We start from the raw sequence: 16,301 nt of genomic DNA, 5'->3' as shown, positions 1-16,301 counted from the left end.
TTTAGTTATCAGGCCTTTGCACATAAGCGTGCAAAAGCCTCACACCCTGCTCAAGGGCTGTGTCCAGCGCTTGGATCGCTTCATCAAGGGCTGCGTGATCCTGATGTGCGGCCTGTGCTTCAAGCCGGGCGGCCGCCGCCGAAAGGGCAAGCGCGCCAAAATTTGCGGCGGCGCTTTTCAGCGCATGGGCCTGCAATGAAATGCGCCCCGGATCATCGGATTTCCGGGCCTGTTTGATAGTTCTTCGGCGATTTTCCGCCTCATCGATGAAGGTTGTGATCAACGGATTGACCCGCGCCGGGCCGATGTCTGCGGCCAGGATTTTCAGTGTTTCAAGATCGAGCGCGGTGTTGTTCGGCATGTCTTCTTCGGCAGTGGCCGCATCATCGATGGGCTGATCGGATAGGAAGCGCTGATGATCCCCCAACAGCCGATGCACCATCTGAAGAAAAATCTCGCGGTGAAAGGGTTTGGATAAAAATCCATCAAAGCCCAGAGTTTCAAAATGCGCCCGGGCATCTGTGCCCGCCTGTGCAGTCAGGGCGATGATCGGTTTTTTGGGGCCATTCAGCTGCCGGATACGCTGCATGGTTTCGATGCCATCCATTTGCGGCATGGAAATATCCATGATGATCAGATCGATGGCGGTGGTTTTGATGATCTCGATGGCATCAGGGCCGCTTTCGGCCTCCATGACAACGGCACCCGCACGCCTTAAGGTTTCGGATGCTACCAGCCGATTGGTCTCGCTATCATCCACCACTAAAAGCCGGGCCCCCGCCAGCAGATCGGGCCCGGCGGTATCCAGCGTTCTGGCAAAAGGTGGAGGGGTGGCTTTGGGGCTGGTTTCATCGGATTGCGGCGCGGGATCGGGTGCCAGAAAGGGCAGATCGCACCAGAAATAGCTGCCCTTTCCGGGCGTGCTTTCATAATCCACCAGACCCCCCATCAAGGCCGCCAGATCGCGCACGATGGCCAATCCCAGCCCCGAGCCGCCATGAAGCCGCGCATTGGCCGGGTCCATCTGGCTGAAGCGGGAAAAGATATGCGCCCGAAAGGCATCGGGGATACCGATCCCGCTATCCTTTACCCCAAAGCGAATCACATGAAAATCCGCACTGCCCGCCCGTTTTTCCAGATGCATGTCGATGTGGCCATGGGTGGTGAATTTCAAAGCATTGCTCAAAAGGTTCATCAAAATCTGGCGCAGGCGGGCGCTATCGCCGCGCAGCACTGTTGGCACCCGCTCATCGATAGAAAGCGTGATGGGCACGCCCTGTGTTTCGCATTGCAAGGCATAAGCATCGCAACAGGATCGGGCGATGGCGATGGGGCAGAAATCGGCTGGCTTCAGATCGAGCTGCCCTTGTTCAAGGCGGGAATAATCGAGCAGATCATCAAGCAGGCCACGCAGGGATTCGCTGGCATCCCGGGCGATGCTGGCGAGCCTCGTCTGGGCGGGCGTCAGCGTTTCGCGATCTTTGATCAGGCGGGTATCGAGCAAAAGATCGAGCGCCCCTAAAACCCCATTCATCGGCGTGCGGATTTCATGGCTGATGGCGGCAAGAAAATCCGATTTCGCTCGATTGGCGGCTTCGGCTTCATCGCGGGCGGTGCGCAGGCGATCTTCGCTTTCCAGGCGATCGGAAATATCGCGGATAAAGCCGGTGAGAAGGGCGCCCCGGGCGGTTTTGACCGAAACAAGGCTCAATTCAGCGGGAAAGGGGGTGCCATCGTGGCGTTGGGCCGTCAATTCTATGCGCTGGCCGATATAGCGGCTGGGGGTGTGGTCGGTGATGCTGGCCAATTCCTGCGCGAAAGCGGCCCGGGCTTTTGGGGGCACCAGCTTTTCAAAAACCGGGCGACCAATGATCTCAAGAGGTTCCCAGCCAAAAATGGTCGATGCAGCATGATTATAATCGATCACCCGTCCGCCTTCATCGATGGTGATAATGCCATCAAGGGCGGCGTGCATGATCCCCGATCTGGCGGCTTCCTGATCGCGCAATTGGGCCTCGCGCATTTTCAGATCGGTGATATCGGTATGGGTTACCACCAGATGGCCGGTGTGGGTGCGCACTTCCAAAACCAGCAGCCACATGCCCGCCAAGGCGATTTCAAAAGGCTTGCCCAGTTGTTCATGGCGTTTCATGCGTTCGGCATACCAGCTGTTTTCATTGCCATAGGGATCATGGGTGGCATGGCGGCGGGCGGCGCGTTTGATGATACTGTGAAAGCTGAGGCCGGTTTCAAGCGGCCCGATTACGGGTTCCGCCCGGCTGGCAAAGCTTTGGTTCCAGATTATCAACCGATCATCGGGATCAAACATGATGAAATCATCATAGCCGGCATTGAGCGCCGCCTTCAGAATATCGCTGTTTTTTTGCAGGCGTTCCAAAAGATCGGTCTGATTGGCCTTGGCATGGAGCATCTGATCAATGGTCCGGGAAAAGGCTGTGCCTAAAAAGGCAATCACCGCCCAGAAGATGCCCAGCATCAGCCCCATGGTGCCCAGCATGGGTTGGCCGGATAACAGATAAAGCCCGATGAGGGGGGTCATGGCGGGCAGGAAAACGGCATAAAAGGATGGGATATAATAGCCTGAAATAACGAGCGATCCCATGGATATGCCGCCAATGGCAAAGCTGATCAGCACAAGCTGTTCAAGGCTTGCCACATCGAAAAACAAGATCGGCAAAGCCCCCCATGAAAGCCCCACCAAAAGCCCGGTGGCGATATGGAGCCGCCGCCCGATTTTAATGCCGGGCCTCGCCTTGATATACCAAAAACAGGCAGCAGCGCGCATCATGGCACAGCTGATGAGGGTGATGGTCCAGATGATGAGGGGAAAATGCGCCGAAGATGGCAGCCCCCAGCGATAAAAACAGATCGCAATGATCAGGGCCAAAGACGCATGAATGAAGCTGCCATAACGCAGCTTTTCTGCGGCAAGGTTTAATTTCTGCTCTAAAATGGGGCACGGCCCCATCGTTGATAAAGGATCGACCATGGCCCCGCGCCCATCCAGATGGCAGCAACACGCCTGTACAATAAGATGAAGCCGGGTTTCATACAATGCTTTAGGGTCTTGCCCGATTATCGTCTTAATGCCATGACATGGGCTGATAGAGCTGGTTTTTTGTGAATGAGGATGAAGTGATATGACAGGATTGTCCCGCCGCCACATGTTGCCGGGATTGGCGCTTCTGGCGGTTTTTTCTCTGGCTGCCTGCGGGCAAGGTGATGAAGAAAGTACCCAAAACGTGAATGAACAGACAACGGATGCCGCCGAAACCGATATGACTGGCGATCAGACGGCCCCCTCCCTTGAAACCCTGCAAAAAACCATGGCTGAATGGCGTCAAAGCCAGATCGCCTTTCTGGAAGATTATGCGAAGGGCGAAGCGGTCAGCCAAAGCCCCAGCGGCGTGCTTTATAAAGTTTTAGAGGATGGTGATGGCCCAAGCCCCGTATCGGGCGATATCGTCACGGTTCATTATGAAGGCAAGCTGATCGATGGCTCGGTGTTTGATAGCTCTTATCAGCGCGGTGCCCCGGCTACCTTCCCAAGCGACCGGTTGATCCGGGGTTGGGTTGAAATCCTGCCGATGATGGATGTGGGCGATAAATGGGAAATTGCCATTCCATCGGATCTGGCCTATGGCGCCAGCGGTGCGGGGGAACGGATTCCGCCGAATTCAACGCTGGTGTTCACCCTTGAATTGCTCGATGTCAAAGACAAAGGCTGATCCTGTTTCAGCTTTGGCCTGATAAGGTCTTTGGTCCGCCTTTTGATGATCGCCGCTTGGCCTTTGGGGGCCAGGCGGCGCATTTTCAGCTCTTGATCTCAGTCTTTGATTTTAGGCAGCCAGATGATCGGCCAGCCTGAAATCCGCCTCGGTTTGGGCGCGCACCTCATCGATGGTGACATCCGGGGCGAGTTCAGCCAGCACCAGCCCGTTTTCGGTAATATCGAAAACCCCAAGGCCGGTGATGATGCGATCAACACAGGCCACCCCGGTGAGGGGCAGATCGCATTGATCGAGGATTTTGGGGGTGCCATCCTTGGCGGTGTGATCCATGATCACCACCACCCGTTTCACCCCGGCCACCAGATCCATGGCCCCGCCCATGCCCTTGACCATTTTTCCGGGAATCATCCAATTGGCCAGATCGCCGGTTTTTGAAACCTGCATGGCCCCCAGAATCGAAAGATCGATATGCCCGCCCCGGATCATGGCAAAGCTGGTGGCGCTATCGAAATAGCTGGTGCGATCAAGCTCGGTGATGGTTTGCTTGCCGGCATTGATCAGATCGGCATCTTCTTCGCCCTCAAAAGGAAAAGGCCCCATGCCCAGCATGCCATTTTCCGATTGCAGGGTCACATCATAGCCTTCGGGGATATAATTGGCGACCAAAGTGGGGATTCCGATGCCCAGATTGACATAAAATCCATCTTCCAGTTCTTGGGCGGCCCGTTCGGCCATTTGTTCGCGGGTCCAGGGCATATCAGCTCTCCAAATATTTGAATAGTTTGGGCATCGTGGATGGCCGCCTGATCAGGCGGCGCGGGGGCGGGTGGTGCGCTGCTCGATCCGCTTTTCAAACTGGCCTTTGACCAGCCTTTGCACAAAAATGCCCGGCGTGTGAATCTGATCGGCGGAAAGCGCCCCGGGGGCCAGAATGTCTTCCACATCGGCAATGGTGGTTTTGCCGGCCATCGCCATCATCGGATTGAAATTGCGCGCTGTTTTTCGATAGATGAGATTGCCCTGTTCATCCGCCTTCCATGCCTTGATCAGCGAAAGATCGGCTACAAGCCCGGTTTCAAGGATATAGGTTTCGCCGTTGAAATCCTTGTGTTCCTTGCCTTCGGCCACAAGGGTGCCAAGCCCGGTTTTGGTATAGAAACCGGGGATGCCCGCGCCGCCCGCGCGGATGCGTTCGGCCAAAGTGCCTTGCGGGTTGAATTCCAGCTCCAGTTCCTTGTTCAGATATTGGCGCTCAAACTCCTTATTTTCCCCAACATAGGAACTGATCATTTTTTTGATCTGTCGAGTGGCGAGCAAGATGCCCAGACCAAAATCATCGATTCCGCAATTATTGGAAATGACGGTGAGATCTTTGGTGCCATGTTCGCGAATGGCGAGGATCAGATTTTCCGGAATGCCACAGAGGCCAAAGCCGCCCGCCATGATGGTCATGCCGTCAAATAACAGGCCATCAAGGGCCTCGGCGGCGCTTTCATATCGTTTCTGAGCCATGGCGGTGCCTTTCCCTTTTTACATGTTCGATCATTTATGCTCTATGCTGCGATGCATCGAAGGTCAAGGCATGGTCGCGGCACGGGGATTGGGTATGGACATGCGGGGCTATTTTGCGATTGGCATCGAACGCCCTTCCAAAGTCGGCAATATCGGCAATCTGATCCGCACTGCCCATGGCTTTGGGGCGGCTTATGTCTTTTCCATATTAGCGCGGCTCGAACCGGGTGAACTCGCCCATCAAAGCCATGCCGATACCGCCCGCAGCGCCCGATCCGTGCCATATTTTGAATATACAGCCCTTGATCAGCTTGCCTTGCCCAAGGGGTGCCAGCTTGTGGGGGTTGAAATCACCGATGAGGCCATTGATCTTCCATCCTTTCATCATCCCCTCAATGCCGCTTATATTATGGGGGGTGAACGGATGAGCCTGTCGGCGGAAACCTGCGCCCGATGCGATCATCTGATCAGGATTCCCACACGATTCTCCCTTAATGTGGCAACTGCGGGGGCAATCGTGATGTATGATCGGCTGCTGGCGCGCGGGCGCTATGCCCCCCGGCCTTTGCGTGCAGGGGGGCCGGTTGAGCCCGAACCCCCGCATGTGCATGGGGGGCCACGCCTGCGCAAGCCATTGAAACCGTGATGGCGGGCAAGCGGTGCCGGGCTATTTGAAGGACCGACGAGACAAGACCGGATTGGAGAGACTTTATATGCTGAAATCTTTGTTCTTTGCCGCCATTCTGTTGGTCGGGCTGGTTTTCATGAACCCGGCCAAAGCACAAGACAAGATCGATCTGATTGGCGGCTACAATGATTGGGATGCCTTCACCCTTAAAAAACCGGGGGGGGAATTGATGTGCTATATGGTATCGGTTCCTAAATCATGGAAAGCCAGCAAGGATGATGTGAGCCGGGGTGAGATTTATATCACGGTTACCCACCGGCCCAAGGCGGATGTGCGCGATCAGGTGAATGCGGTGGTGGGCTATCCCTTTAAAAACGGGTCCGAGGCGAAAGCCGTGGTCGATGGCAAATCCCGCTTTACCCTGTTCACCCAGGGGGATGGCGCCTGGCTTTATACATCAAAGGACGATCAATCCATGGTCGCAGCCATGCGCCGGGGCAATAGTCTGGTTGTTGAAGGCACCTCAGCACGGGGAACGGTGACCACGGATCGCTATTCCCTATCGGGTTTTACCGCCGCCCATAATGCCATCAGCCGCGCCTGCAATCAGTGAAGCCCTCGCCTTTTACCGCTGAAAGTGTTAGGGCACGGGCCAGTTTAGATGAGCCATTTTCAGGAATGGCAGATTTCAAGAGTTGATGAAGATGACGCAAATGCATTCCGATGGCGACCATATCGGCGCCCCCATGGCAAGCCTGGGGCCAATGGTGCCGGTGGTTTCCCCCCGTGCTGCCGATACCGATCCCCGTCAGGATATTCTGGGCCTCGCGCGCGAAGACCTGCGGATGGCCCTGCTGGCCATCGGGGTGCCGGATCGGCAGGCGAATATGCGCGCCAAGCAGATCTGGCAATGGGTTTATCATCGCGGCGTCACCGATTTCGAGGCCATGAGCAATGTGGCGAAAGATGTGCGTGCCCGTTTGACCGAGCATTTTCGCATTTCCCGGCCCGAGATTGTGGATGCCCAATATTCCAGCGACGGCACCCGCAAATATCTGCTGCGCTTTGGCGATGGCACAGAGGCGGAAGCGGTTTATATCCCCGATGAGGATCGCGGCACCCTGTGCATTTCAAGTCAGGTGGGCTGCACCCTTAATTGCCGCTTTTGCCATACCGGCACGATGAAGCTGGTGCGCAATCTCACCCCCGGTGAAATTGTGGCGCAAATGATGGTGGCCCGCGATGATCTGGGGGAATGGCCTGCCAGCACCGATAATCGCCGGGTCACCAATATCGTGATGATGGGCATGGGCGAGCCGCTTTATAATTTCGATCATGTGAAAAAAGCCCTGCAGATCGTGATGGATAAGGAAGGCATCCAGCTTTCCCGCCGCCGCATCACCTTGTCCACCGCCGGTGTGGTGCCGATGATGCTGCGCTGTGGTCAGGAAATCGGGGTCAATCTCGCGGTTTCGCTGCATGCTGTGAATAATGAAACGCGTGATGAAATCGTGCCGCTCAATCGCAAATACCGGCTTGAACAGTTGATGGAAGCCTGTGCCGCCTATCCCGGCACCCATAATGCCCGGCGCATTACCTTTGAATATGTGATGCTGAAGGGGGTCAATGATTCCGATGCCGATGCGCGGGATCTGGTGCGCCTGCTCACCCGCTATAAATTGCCCGCCAAGGTTAATCTGATCCCGTTCAATCCGTGGCCCGGCAGCCCTTATGAATGTTCGGATTGGGATCGGATCGAACGTTTTTCCGATCTGGTGTTCAAGGCAGGCATTTCCGCCCCTATCCGCACCCCCCGGGGCCGCGATATCATGGCCGCCTGCGGACAGCTTAAATCAACCAGCGAGAAAAAGCGCAAAAGCGAAACCTTACGTGAGCAGGCCGCTTTGGCCCAAATCTGATCGGAGAGAGCAATGGCAATGGAGTATCTTCACACCATGGTGCGGGTGGCTGATCTGGATGCCGCCCTCGATTTTTACTGCACCAAGCTGGGGCTGGTGGAGGTTGATCGGAAAGACAGCGAGAAGGGCCGCTTCACGCTGGTGTTTCTGGCGGCACCGGGCAATGTGGACGAGGCCCGCACCCGCCATGCGCCGCTTTTGGAACTGACCTGGAACTGGGACCCCGAAACCTATGAAGGCGGCCGCAATTTCGGCCATCTGGCCTTTTTGGTGGATGATATCTATGCCCTGTGCCAGCATTTGCATGATCATGGGGTGATCATCAATCGCCCCCCACGCGATGGCCATATGGCTTTCGTCCGTTCCCCCGATGGCATTTCCATCGAATTATTGCAGCGCGGCGATCCCTTGCCGGCGCGGCAGCCCTGGTCCTCGATGGAAAACACGGGTGTCTGGTAGGCGGGGAGTCTGGTAGGGGGGGTCTGGTAGGCAAAGCCCCTTTTCATAGGCGCTCGGATGGCTTAGGACAGCTTCAATCTGTCTCAGTTCCCAGCCGAAGGTCGTTGATCATGTCGCATTCCGCTCCCAAAAAAGTCGTTCTCGCCTATTCCGGTGGTCTTGATACCTCGGTCATTTTGAAATGGCTTGAGGTGACCTATGGCTGCGAAGTGGTTACCTTTACCGCTGATCTGGGGCAGGGGGCCGAGCTTGATGAAGCCCGCAAAAAAGCGGAAATGCTCGGCATCAAGGATATCTATATCGAAGATTTGCGCGAAGAATTCGTGCGCGATTATGTTTATCCCATGATGCGCGCCAATGCCCTTTATGAAGGGCTGTATCTTTTGGGCACATCCATCGCCCGCCCCCTGATCGCCAAACGCCAGATTGAAATTGCCCGGGAAACCGGGGCCGATGCGGTGTGCCATGGCGCCACCGGAAAGGGCAATGATCAGGTGCGGTTCGAGCTGTCTTATTATGCGCTGGAACCCGATATCAAGGTGATCGCACCATGGCGGGAATGGGATCTCAATTCCCGCACCAAGCTCATCGAATTTGCCGAACGCCATCAGATCCCGGTGGCAAAAGACAAGCGCGGCGAAGCGCCTTTTTCGGTGGATGCCAATCTGTTGCACACCTCATCCGAGGGGAAGGCACTGGAAGATCCGGCTGTGGCCGCGGAAGAATTCGTTTATTCCCGCACCCAATCCCCGGAAATGGCCCCTGATGAAGCTCAGATCATCGACATCGGCTTTGAACGGGGCGATGCCACCTCCCTTGATGGCGAGGCTTTGTCGCCTGCCGCATTGCTCACGGCCCTCAATGAATTGGGCCGTATTCATGGCATTGGCCGCCTTGATCTGGTGGAAAATCGCTTTGTGGGGATGAAATCGCGGGGCATTTATGAAACACCGGGTGGCACCATTCTATTGGCTGCACATCGGGGGATCGAACAGATCACCCTTGATCGCGGGGCGGCGCATCTGAAAGATGAACTGATGCCGCGCTATGCCGAATTGATTTATAACGGCCTGTGGTTCACGCCCGAGCGCGAGATGCTGCAAGCCGCCATTGATCACAGCCAGCGCCATGTGGAAGGCCATGTGACCTTGAAGCTTTATAAGGGCGGGGTGCATATCATTGGGCGCAGCTCACCCAAATCGCTCTACAGCCTAGAGCATGTGACCTTCGAGGAAGATGCGGTTTATGATCAGCGCGATGCTGAAGGCTTCATCAAGCTGAATGCCCTGCGCCTGCGCCTTCTGGCCCGCCGCGGGGGTTGAGAGGGGTTTGAGAGGAGCTTGAGAGGGTCGCGAACATCGAGGGGGGTTGTGCCCCCCTCATGCCTGATCATCTTTGTTAGAATTTGAAGCGCACACCGGCATTCAGATGCCATGCATCGAATTCCGAGCGAAAACGGCTGAGAATGGCGCCATTGTCTTCGACCCGCAACCAATCGGGGCGACCGGTGGAATAATAGCGGCCATCAACAAAAAGATCGAACATCTTATTGAGGGGCATGGTCACGCCGATGATGGCCTGCCAGGCAAATTCGGTATCCGTGGGGCCGCCAAATTGGGTGCGCTGAAAATTGGGGCTGGCTTCCGGGGTGAAATAGACATCGGATTCGACCCCGGCTAAACCGGCCCCCGCCCCGATATAGGGGATGAAGCGGCGGGAAATATTGGTGAAATCATATAAAACCACGGCCATCCCGGCCAAAGAGCTGTTATCGCCGCTGAAATTCAAGCCCGGTTCATCGGTGATGATGCCATCATCAATGCTGTTTTCCCGATAGGACAAATCGAGCTCCAGCCGAAATTGCCCCCAGGGCGTGCCAGCAAGGCGATAGCCGATGCTGCCGCCCATCACGAAGCCGGGATCAAAGGTCATTCTGGCCGCTTTGAAATCCGCTTGATCAAGGCGCACACTGGATTGATCCTGCTGGATGCTTAAACCCCCATAGGCCGAGACATAAAAGCCGGATGGGTTTTCGCGTTGCTGGGCCTGGGCAGAAGATGACAGACCCGAAAACAGGGCAGTTGTGGCAAAAAAGGATGTGGCAATCAATGATGGATAGAAAGATTTAGAAATATTCATAATTGCTCTCCGAATATGCCACGAATAATGGGATGCCGCCTGACAAATCCCTGATGGATTCACCATAACCTGTTGGCGAGCATAAAGATATGGCCCATCAAGATCACATTTCCTTGACAGATGCGAAGGCATGCCGATGGCTTCAGGCAGCAAAAAACAGCCGGATGCCATCCATGATGAACTGGGTGGCAAAAGCCGCCAGAATGATCCCCAAAACCCGTGAAACCACAGCCGATACCGTGGCCCCCAGCACCGCCATTAATTTCGATGCCGCCAGAAAGGCCAGAAGTGTGAGCAGCAAGGTCAGCCCCAAAGCCCCCAAAATGCTGCCCTGCGCCAGAAGATTGCCCTCATGGCTCGCCATCAGCAGGATGATCGAGGCAATCGCCCCCGGCCCCGCAAGCAGGGGAATGGCAATGGGAAAGACGGAAATATCTTCCAGATGTTCCTGATGGGTGCGCTCGGCGGTTTCTTCGCGCCGTTCGGTGCGCTTTTCAAAGACCATCTCAAGGGCGATGAGAAACAGCATGATGCCCCCTGCCACCTTCAGGGCATCGAGGCTGATGCCCAAAGCCGTCAGGAAAGGCTCGCCCACGGCGGCAAAAAAGGCGAGGATGATCACCGCAATCACCGTGCCCTTGATCGCCATCAGCTTTTTGTGCCGGGCATCCGATCCCCGGGTGAGGCTGGCAAAAACCGGGGCGATGCCGATGGGATCAATCACCACGAAAAAGGTGACGAAGGCACTGATGAACAAATCCAGCATCGCTATTCTCCGCTTTCTCGGGCGCTTTGTCGTTCGGCGGCGGTGATGCTATTGGCCAGCAGCACGGCAATGGTCATTGGTCCCACACCTCCGGGCACCGGGGTGATGGCAGCGGCTTTAAGGCTTGCGGCCTCGAAATCCACATCCCCCACCAGCCGGGTTTTATCTTGGCCTTTTTCCGGGGCGGGCAGCCGGTTGATGCCCACATCAATCACCGTTGCCCCGGGCTTGATCCAATCGCCCTTCACCATCTGCGGACGCCCCACAGCCGCCACCAGAATATCGGCGCGGCGGCACAGATCGGGCAGATTGCGGCTGCGGGAATGGGCGATGGTCACCGTGCAATTTTCAGCCAAAAGCAGATGCGCCATGGGTTTCCCCACGATATTCGAGCGGCCCAGCACCAGCGCATCCAATCCGCTGAGATCGCCCAATTCTTCTTTTAAAAGCATCAGGCAGCCAAGGGGGGTGCAGGGCACCAGCCCCCGGCCCCCGGTGGCCAGCAATCCGGCATTCTGGATATGAAAGCCATCCACATCCTTTGCCGGATCGATGGCCGCGATCACCGCCGCGCTTTCGATATGGGGGGGCAGGGGTAATTGCACCAGAATGCCATGCACAGCCGGATCGGCATTGAGCCGGGCCACCAGATCGAGCAGGGCCTGTTGGGATGTTTCGGCGCCCAAACGATGCTCGAAGGATTGCATCCCCACTTCAAGGGTTTGGCGGCCTTTATTGCGAACATAAATCTCGCTGGCGGGATCATCCCCCACCAGCACCACTGCAAGCCCGGGGACGATGCCATGGCTGGCTTTCAGGGCGGCCACCCGATTGGCCACCTGTTGGCGCAGGCCGGCGGCAAATCCCTTGCCATCGATGAGTTTTGCCCTATGGCCGGTTTCTGTGGTCATGGTTTTGCTTTCATCAGATCCATATCCCCTGTTGGTGCAGGGCTTTCGTGATGCGTTCGGCAAGATCGGGGGGATCGCCGGTGATATCGATGGTCTTGATCTGTGTTGTGGTGCCCGCGCTGATGGTGATCTGGGATCGCACCAGCCCTAAATTGCGGGCCAAAAGGGCGATCATGGCCTTATTGGCCTTACCCTTTTCAGCCACGGCGGTCACGCTTAAACGCAGGCGCGCCGCCCCCGTTTCATCCAATTCGATCCTGTCGATTCGATTGGCCGATGCCTTGGGGCTGAGCTTTACCCGCAGCCGCACCCCGAAAGGCTGGCGGCTCAGCAGATCAATAGCCGTAAAGCAGGGGGACGATGCTGTCATTGAACAAAATCTGCAAGGCCTGCACCAGCAAAAGCAGGATCAGAGGAGAAATATCGATCCCCCCCAGATCGGGAACGATCCTGCGAATGGGGCGAAGCGCCGGTTCGGTGATACGATAGAGAAAATTCATCACCGTGCCAACGAACTGATTATGGGTATTGATGACATTGAAAGACACCAGCCAACTCATGATCACCCAAATGATCAGCAGCCATTTATAGATATCGATCACCGAATTTATCAGATATATGAGGGCGCTCATCATCATCCTTTGCAGTGTTCATTCCCATTTGGCCCTAGATGTAGCCGCGCCCGGCATCAGACGCAAGACCGCGCAGGGTTTTGTGCGGGGCTTTAATCCCCTGCCATGAGGCCGGATTTTCGGGCCTGATATCCGGGCTTTCGGGGCTGTGAAGTTAACGGGATCTTAAGGCCAGGGCGGCTATTGTGCAGGATGGAATTGTTGTATCCGGCAGCGCGCCATGGGTTTATCATGTCCGCTCCTTATAGATTGATGTGCCCCGATTTTTTTTGAAAGGTAACGACCCCGGGCGATGGCATTTTTTGGTTTGGGCACAGGGGGGGCGTCTCCATTTCAATCGCAGATCACGGCGATTGATCTGTCGGTGCTGCGTTTTCGCCCGCCTCTTGATGTTGCTCAACTGCAAAACAGCAATCGCGGCCCGGCGGTTATCCCGCCCTGGCAGATTCCACAGGCCAGCCAAACCCTTGTTTCACAATTCAATGATGTGCGCAATCTACGCAGCTTCATCGATGAAAATGCGCCGGGTGTGGAATCAGTGGGGGTAGGGCCTGATCAGCGGGCGACCTTCGTGGCGTTCGATGCGCTGACAAAGCTTGAAACCCTCGCCCGCTTTGCCGCTGAAAATTCCACGCCCGCCAGTTCGCTTTCCCGGCTCGATGCTCAGTTCCAGCAAAATCTGGCGGAGATTTCCGCTTATATCGCCTCGGCTGAAACCGATAAGCTTACCTTGCTTTCGGGCGCCCGCGCATCAAGCCTCACCTCGCCCTTTGAGATGAAATCCAATAGCGAAAGCTTTATCGGCCGCACCATTGCCACCGAAGGCCGCGATCAGCCGATCCCCGGCATTGTGGGCGATGAGGTGTTTACGCTGGCGATCACCCGTTTGGGCGAGCGTACTGATCTCACGATCGATCTGGCGCAGATCGATGGCCCGATCACCGTCGATTCATTGGTCAGTTTCATCAATGAACAGATCACATCGGTGCAGGGCACGGATCAGAATGGCGATCCCATCTTCACAGCTTCGGGCGATCCGGCCCCGAAATTCACCTCGCGTTTTGCGGTCAGCACCGATGCCAATTTCGATCATAGCCTGCGCATCAATACCACCCTGTTTGAAGAGGTGCGGCTGATCCCTGCGGTCGCCGAGCCCAGCCTGTTCATTGCCAGCAATAAATCGGCGCTGATCGGTGATGATGTTGTGCGCACCGGCATCACTCGTTTCGATCAATCGGATGGCACATTGGTGCAAAAAAGCACCGCAGATATGGCCGGCGTGGATCGTTTGGCGACCGAGATTGCCAGTGCCGAAGACGATGGGGCGACGGTCGCGGCTTCAACCAGCAGCACGGCGGTGGCAGTGGATGGGGATGGCTTCATCTATACCCTGGGCAGCAGCACCGGTGATTTTGGCAATCAGCGCAATCTGGCGGGTGCGGCATCGGATGTGGTGCTCACCAAGATGGATAGCCTTGGCAATGTGGTGTTTTCCCGGCTTTTGGGCAGTTCCACCGGGGCTGAGGCCTTTTCCCTTGCCATCGACAGCCAGAATAATGTGGTGATCGCAGGCAGCACGGCAGACAATATCGGCGAGAATGCAGTGATTTCGGGGGTTGATAGCTTCGTCACCAAATTCAGCTCCAGAGGTGATGAGCTTTTTACCTTTCAGGTAAATAGCGCCTCGGAAGATCGTGTGCAGGCGATCACCATCGATCAGGATGATAATATCATCGTCAGCGGCTTCAGCCGTGGGGCTTTGGATGTGAATAACCCTTCGGCGGGTGGCCGGGATGCCATGCTGTTGAAGATCGATGGCAGCAGCGGCCAGCGCCTTGATGCCACCCTGATCGGGGATCAAAATGATCAGCAGGGCAATGCCGTGGCGATTGCCGGGGATGGCAATATCCTCCTTGCTTCCAATGAAGGGGGGCGTGTCATCCTGCGCAAGGTGGATGCCAATGATTTCTCTTCGGTTTTGTTCGAGCAGGATTTGGGGGCCATCGACCGCAGCGGCGAGATCAGCGGCCTGAAGGTTTCTGGCAATGATATTTTTCTGGTTGGCAGCACCGATAATGGCAATTTCACCGGCACGGCGGCCACGGTTGCCAATGCTTCATCGGGGGGACGCGAAGGCTTTGTGTTGAAGCTCGCCGATCAGGGCGCATCGGCGACAGCAGATTTCATCAGCTTTGTCGGCACGGTGGCTTTCGATGAAATCAACGATGTGGCGCTGGGGGGCAGTGAGGTTTTTGTCACCGGCACCACGCGGGGCGATCTGGAAGCCAATGGCCGGGTGGGCCCGCGCGATGGCTTTGTGGCGCGGATCGATATGGCCAGCGGGGCCATCAGCGAAGTGCAGCAATTTGGTGAGATGCTCACCAATGTGGATGCCAGCGGCATTGCCTTTGTCAATAATGGTCCATCGGTGCTTGATCGTTTGGGATTGCCGATGGGGATGGTGGATCGCTTTGTGACCCGCACCATAGAAGATCAGACCACGGCGCGGGCGGGCGATTTTTTTGAAATTTCGATCAATGGCGGCCGACGCCAGCGGGTCACGCTATCGGAAGGCGATAATCTTCTGGATCTGGCGCGGAAGATCAATCGCCTGTCTTTTCGTGATGAAGTGCAGGCCGAGGGCAGCAATAACAAGCTGCTGATCCGGGCGACCGGCAGCAATCAGGTGGATGTGTTTGCCGGATCGGCTGAACGCGATCTTCTGGGCAAGATGGGGATCGAACCGCAACGGCTTTTAGGCACCACAGCCTTGTTCAATCTTGATGATGAAACCTCCGCCGATGCGCGATTGGGCGGGGTTTTCGCCTTCAATCTGGGGGGGGCTTTGGGGCTATCAAACAAGCAGCAGGCGGCCTTCACCCTGACCCGGATTCAGGAATCGATTGAAACCGCCAAGCGGGCTTTCCGGTCTTTATCCCCCAGCCCGCTTGATGATCTGCTCAATCGGCCCGGCGGTGGCACTGTGCCCACCCGGCTGCAAAACCAGATTGGCAATTATAGCGCCGCCCTGCAGCGTTTGCAGGGGGGGGGCATCGGCGGCACCGGCTTTACTATTTGAACTGTTCAGCCCCGGTTCAGGGCATCATCCCCATGATCACAGCCCTTAATGATCAAGGGATTTAGGAGCGGCTTTGTTGTGGCACGGGGTTTCATATTGGCGGGGATGATAGCCTTGATCATGGCTATCATGATGTTGCACGGAGCGGCCAAAACCCATGCAGGGCAAGAAGACCGGGCACCGCAGGAAGATATGGAAACGGATCAGGAGGCGGGTGCGCTGTGTGTTTCCATCGATCAGATCAGCCGGAGCGACATCATCGATGATCAGACCATCCTTCTGAAGATGCTCTCGGGGGGTGATCTTTTGATGCATCTGAAATACAGCTGCCCGCAGTTGGCCTTTCATGATTTTTTCAGCTATGAGCCGACCATGGGCCAGCTCTGTGCGGAGATTGATCATATCATGACCCGTGCTGGCTTTTCCTGCGAAATCGGCAACTTCAGCGCGGCGGCCGGCGATCAGATCAAGGGTTCAGATCAGGGCTTCAAATGAGGGGGGCAA

16 protein-coding genes are annotated in these 16,301 nt (G+C 56.2%); 8 read left to right on the top strand and 8 right to left on the bottom strand.

Annotation, left to right across the window (positions count from 1 at the left end; all coding sequences use genetic code 11):
• Position 1 precedes the first annotated feature (1 nt).
• Entirely contained in the window at positions 2 to 3,010 is a 3,009-nt protein-coding gene (locus AQ1_RS05940) for a hybrid sensor histidine kinase/response regulator (protein ID WP_161760450.1), read from the bottom strand.
• Between the two features lie 151 nt (positions 3,011 to 3,161).
• Between AQ1_RS05940 and AQ1_RS05935 the strand changes: the two genes are divergently transcribed.
• Positions 3,162 to 3,749, top strand: a complete 588-nt coding sequence (locus AQ1_RS05935; RefSeq protein ID WP_081837115.1) for an FKBP-type peptidyl-prolyl cis-trans isomerase — start codon at positions 3,162 to 3,164, stop codon at positions 3,747 to 3,749.
• Between the two features lie 111 nt (positions 3,750 to 3,860).
• Here AQ1_RS05935 and AQ1_RS05930 read toward each other — a convergent pair whose 3' ends face one another.
• The gene (locus tag AQ1_RS05930; RefSeq protein ID WP_042085266.1) at positions 3,861 to 4,508 is read right to left on the bottom strand and encodes a CoA transferase subunit B; all 648 of its coding nucleotides are present in this window, start codon (positions 4,506 to 4,508) and stop codon (positions 3,861 to 3,863) included.
• Between the two features lie 51 nt (positions 4,509 to 4,559).
• Positions 4,560 to 5,264, bottom strand: a complete 705-nt coding sequence (locus AQ1_RS05925) for a CoA transferase subunit A (RefSeq protein WP_042085263.1) — start codon at positions 5,262 to 5,264, stop codon at positions 4,560 to 4,562.
• A gap of 70 nt (positions 5,265 to 5,334) precedes the next feature.
• Here AQ1_RS05925 and AQ1_RS05920 point away from each other — a divergent pair, with 70 nt between their 5' ends.
• The 5 genes from AQ1_RS05920 to AQ1_RS05900 all read left to right on the top strand — a co-directional run bounded on the left by AQ1_RS05920 (position 5,335) and on the right by AQ1_RS05900 (position 9,592).
• The gene (locus AQ1_RS05920) at positions 5,335 to 5,910 is read left to right on the top strand and encodes an RNA methyltransferase (RefSeq protein ID WP_462687110.1); all 576 of its coding nucleotides are present in this window, start codon (positions 5,335 to 5,337) and stop codon (positions 5,908 to 5,910) included.
• A gap of 67 nt (positions 5,911 to 5,977) precedes the next feature.
• The gene (locus AQ1_RS05915) at positions 5,978 to 6,505 is read left to right on the top strand and encodes an invasion associated locus B family protein (RefSeq protein WP_042085260.1); all 528 of its coding nucleotides are present in this window, start codon (positions 5,978 to 5,980) and stop codon (positions 6,503 to 6,505) included.
• Between the two features lie 100 nt (positions 6,506 to 6,605).
• The gene (rlmN, locus tag AQ1_RS05910) at positions 6,606 to 7,811 is read left to right on the top strand and encodes a dual-specificity RNA methyltransferase RlmN (protein ID WP_462687111.1); all 1,206 of its coding nucleotides are present in this window, start codon (positions 6,606 to 6,608) and stop codon (positions 7,809 to 7,811) included.
• 18 nt (positions 7,812 to 7,829) lie between these two features.
• The gene (locus tag AQ1_RS05905; protein ID WP_042085257.1) at positions 7,830 to 8,270 is read left to right on the top strand and encodes a VOC family protein; all 441 of its coding nucleotides are present in this window, start codon (positions 7,830 to 7,832) and stop codon (positions 8,268 to 8,270) included.
• A gap of 110 nt (positions 8,271 to 8,380) precedes the next feature.
• Positions 8,381 to 9,592, top strand: coding sequence for an argininosuccinate synthase (locus AQ1_RS05900; protein ID WP_042085255.1), 1,212 nt, complete (start codon positions 8,381 to 8,383; stop codon positions 9,590 to 9,592).
• Between the two features lie 76 nt (positions 9,593 to 9,668).
• Here AQ1_RS05900 and AQ1_RS05895 read toward each other — a convergent pair whose 3' ends face one another.
• The 5 genes from AQ1_RS05895 to AQ1_RS05875 form a co-directional block, all read right to left on the bottom strand.
• Positions 9,669 to 10,409, bottom strand: a complete 741-nt coding sequence (locus tag AQ1_RS05895; protein ID WP_161760448.1) for an outer membrane protein — start codon at positions 10,407 to 10,409, stop codon at positions 9,669 to 9,671.
• A 142-nt stretch (positions 10,410 to 10,551) separates the two neighbouring features.
• Positions 10,552 to 11,175 carry a MarC family protein gene (locus tag AQ1_RS05890; protein WP_042085249.1) on the bottom strand — a complete coding sequence of 208 codons (624 nt, stop codon included), beginning with the start codon at positions 11,173 to 11,175 and terminating at the stop codon, positions 10,552 to 10,554.
• 2 nt (positions 11,176 to 11,177) lie between these two features.
• Positions 11,178 to 12,086: a bifunctional methylenetetrahydrofolate dehydrogenase/methenyltetrahydrofolate cyclohydrolase FolD gene (gene folD / locus AQ1_RS05885; RefSeq protein WP_042085245.1), complete on the bottom strand. Its 909-nt coding sequence runs from the start codon at positions 12,084 to 12,086 to the stop codon at positions 11,178 to 11,180.
• A gap of 13 nt (positions 12,087 to 12,099) precedes the next feature.
• A complete protein-coding gene (locus tag AQ1_RS05880) occupies positions 12,100 to 12,456 on the bottom strand; it encodes a DUF167 family protein (protein ID WP_081837113.1) in 357 nt (118 codons plus the stop codon).
• Positions 12,422 to 12,718: a YggT family protein gene (locus tag AQ1_RS05875; RefSeq protein ID WP_042085320.1), complete on the bottom strand. Its 297-nt coding sequence runs from the start codon at positions 12,716 to 12,718 to the stop codon at positions 12,422 to 12,424. Before AQ1_RS05875 ends, AQ1_RS05880 begins: the two co-directional genes overlap by 35 nt.
• Before the next feature lie 292 nt (positions 12,719 to 13,010).
• Here AQ1_RS05875 and AQ1_RS05870 point away from each other — a divergent pair, with 292 nt between their 5' ends.
• Both AQ1_RS05870 and AQ1_RS05865 read left to right on the top strand, forming a co-directional pair.
• Positions 13,011 to 15,797, top strand: coding sequence for an SBBP repeat-containing protein (locus AQ1_RS05870; protein WP_042085242.1), 2,787 nt, complete (start codon positions 13,011 to 13,013; stop codon positions 15,795 to 15,797).
• Between the two features lie 48 nt (positions 15,798 to 15,845).
• Complete coding sequence (locus AQ1_RS05865; protein ID WP_462687109.1) at positions 15,846 to 16,292, top strand: DUF6491 family protein; 447 nt, start codon at positions 15,846 to 15,848, stop codon at positions 16,290 to 16,292.
• The last annotated feature ends 9 nt before the right edge of the window (positions 16,293 to 16,301 follow it).

The sequence above is a fragment of the Iodidimonas nitroreducens genome (assembly GCA_000710935.1).
In the GTDB taxonomy this organism is placed as follows: domain Bacteria; phylum Pseudomonadota; class Alphaproteobacteria; order Sphingomonadales; family Rhodothalassiaceae; genus Iodidimonas; species Iodidimonas nitroreducens.
The sequence above is the reverse complement of the archived record's forward strand: the minus strand, read 5'-3'. Positions and strand labels throughout refer to the sequence as shown.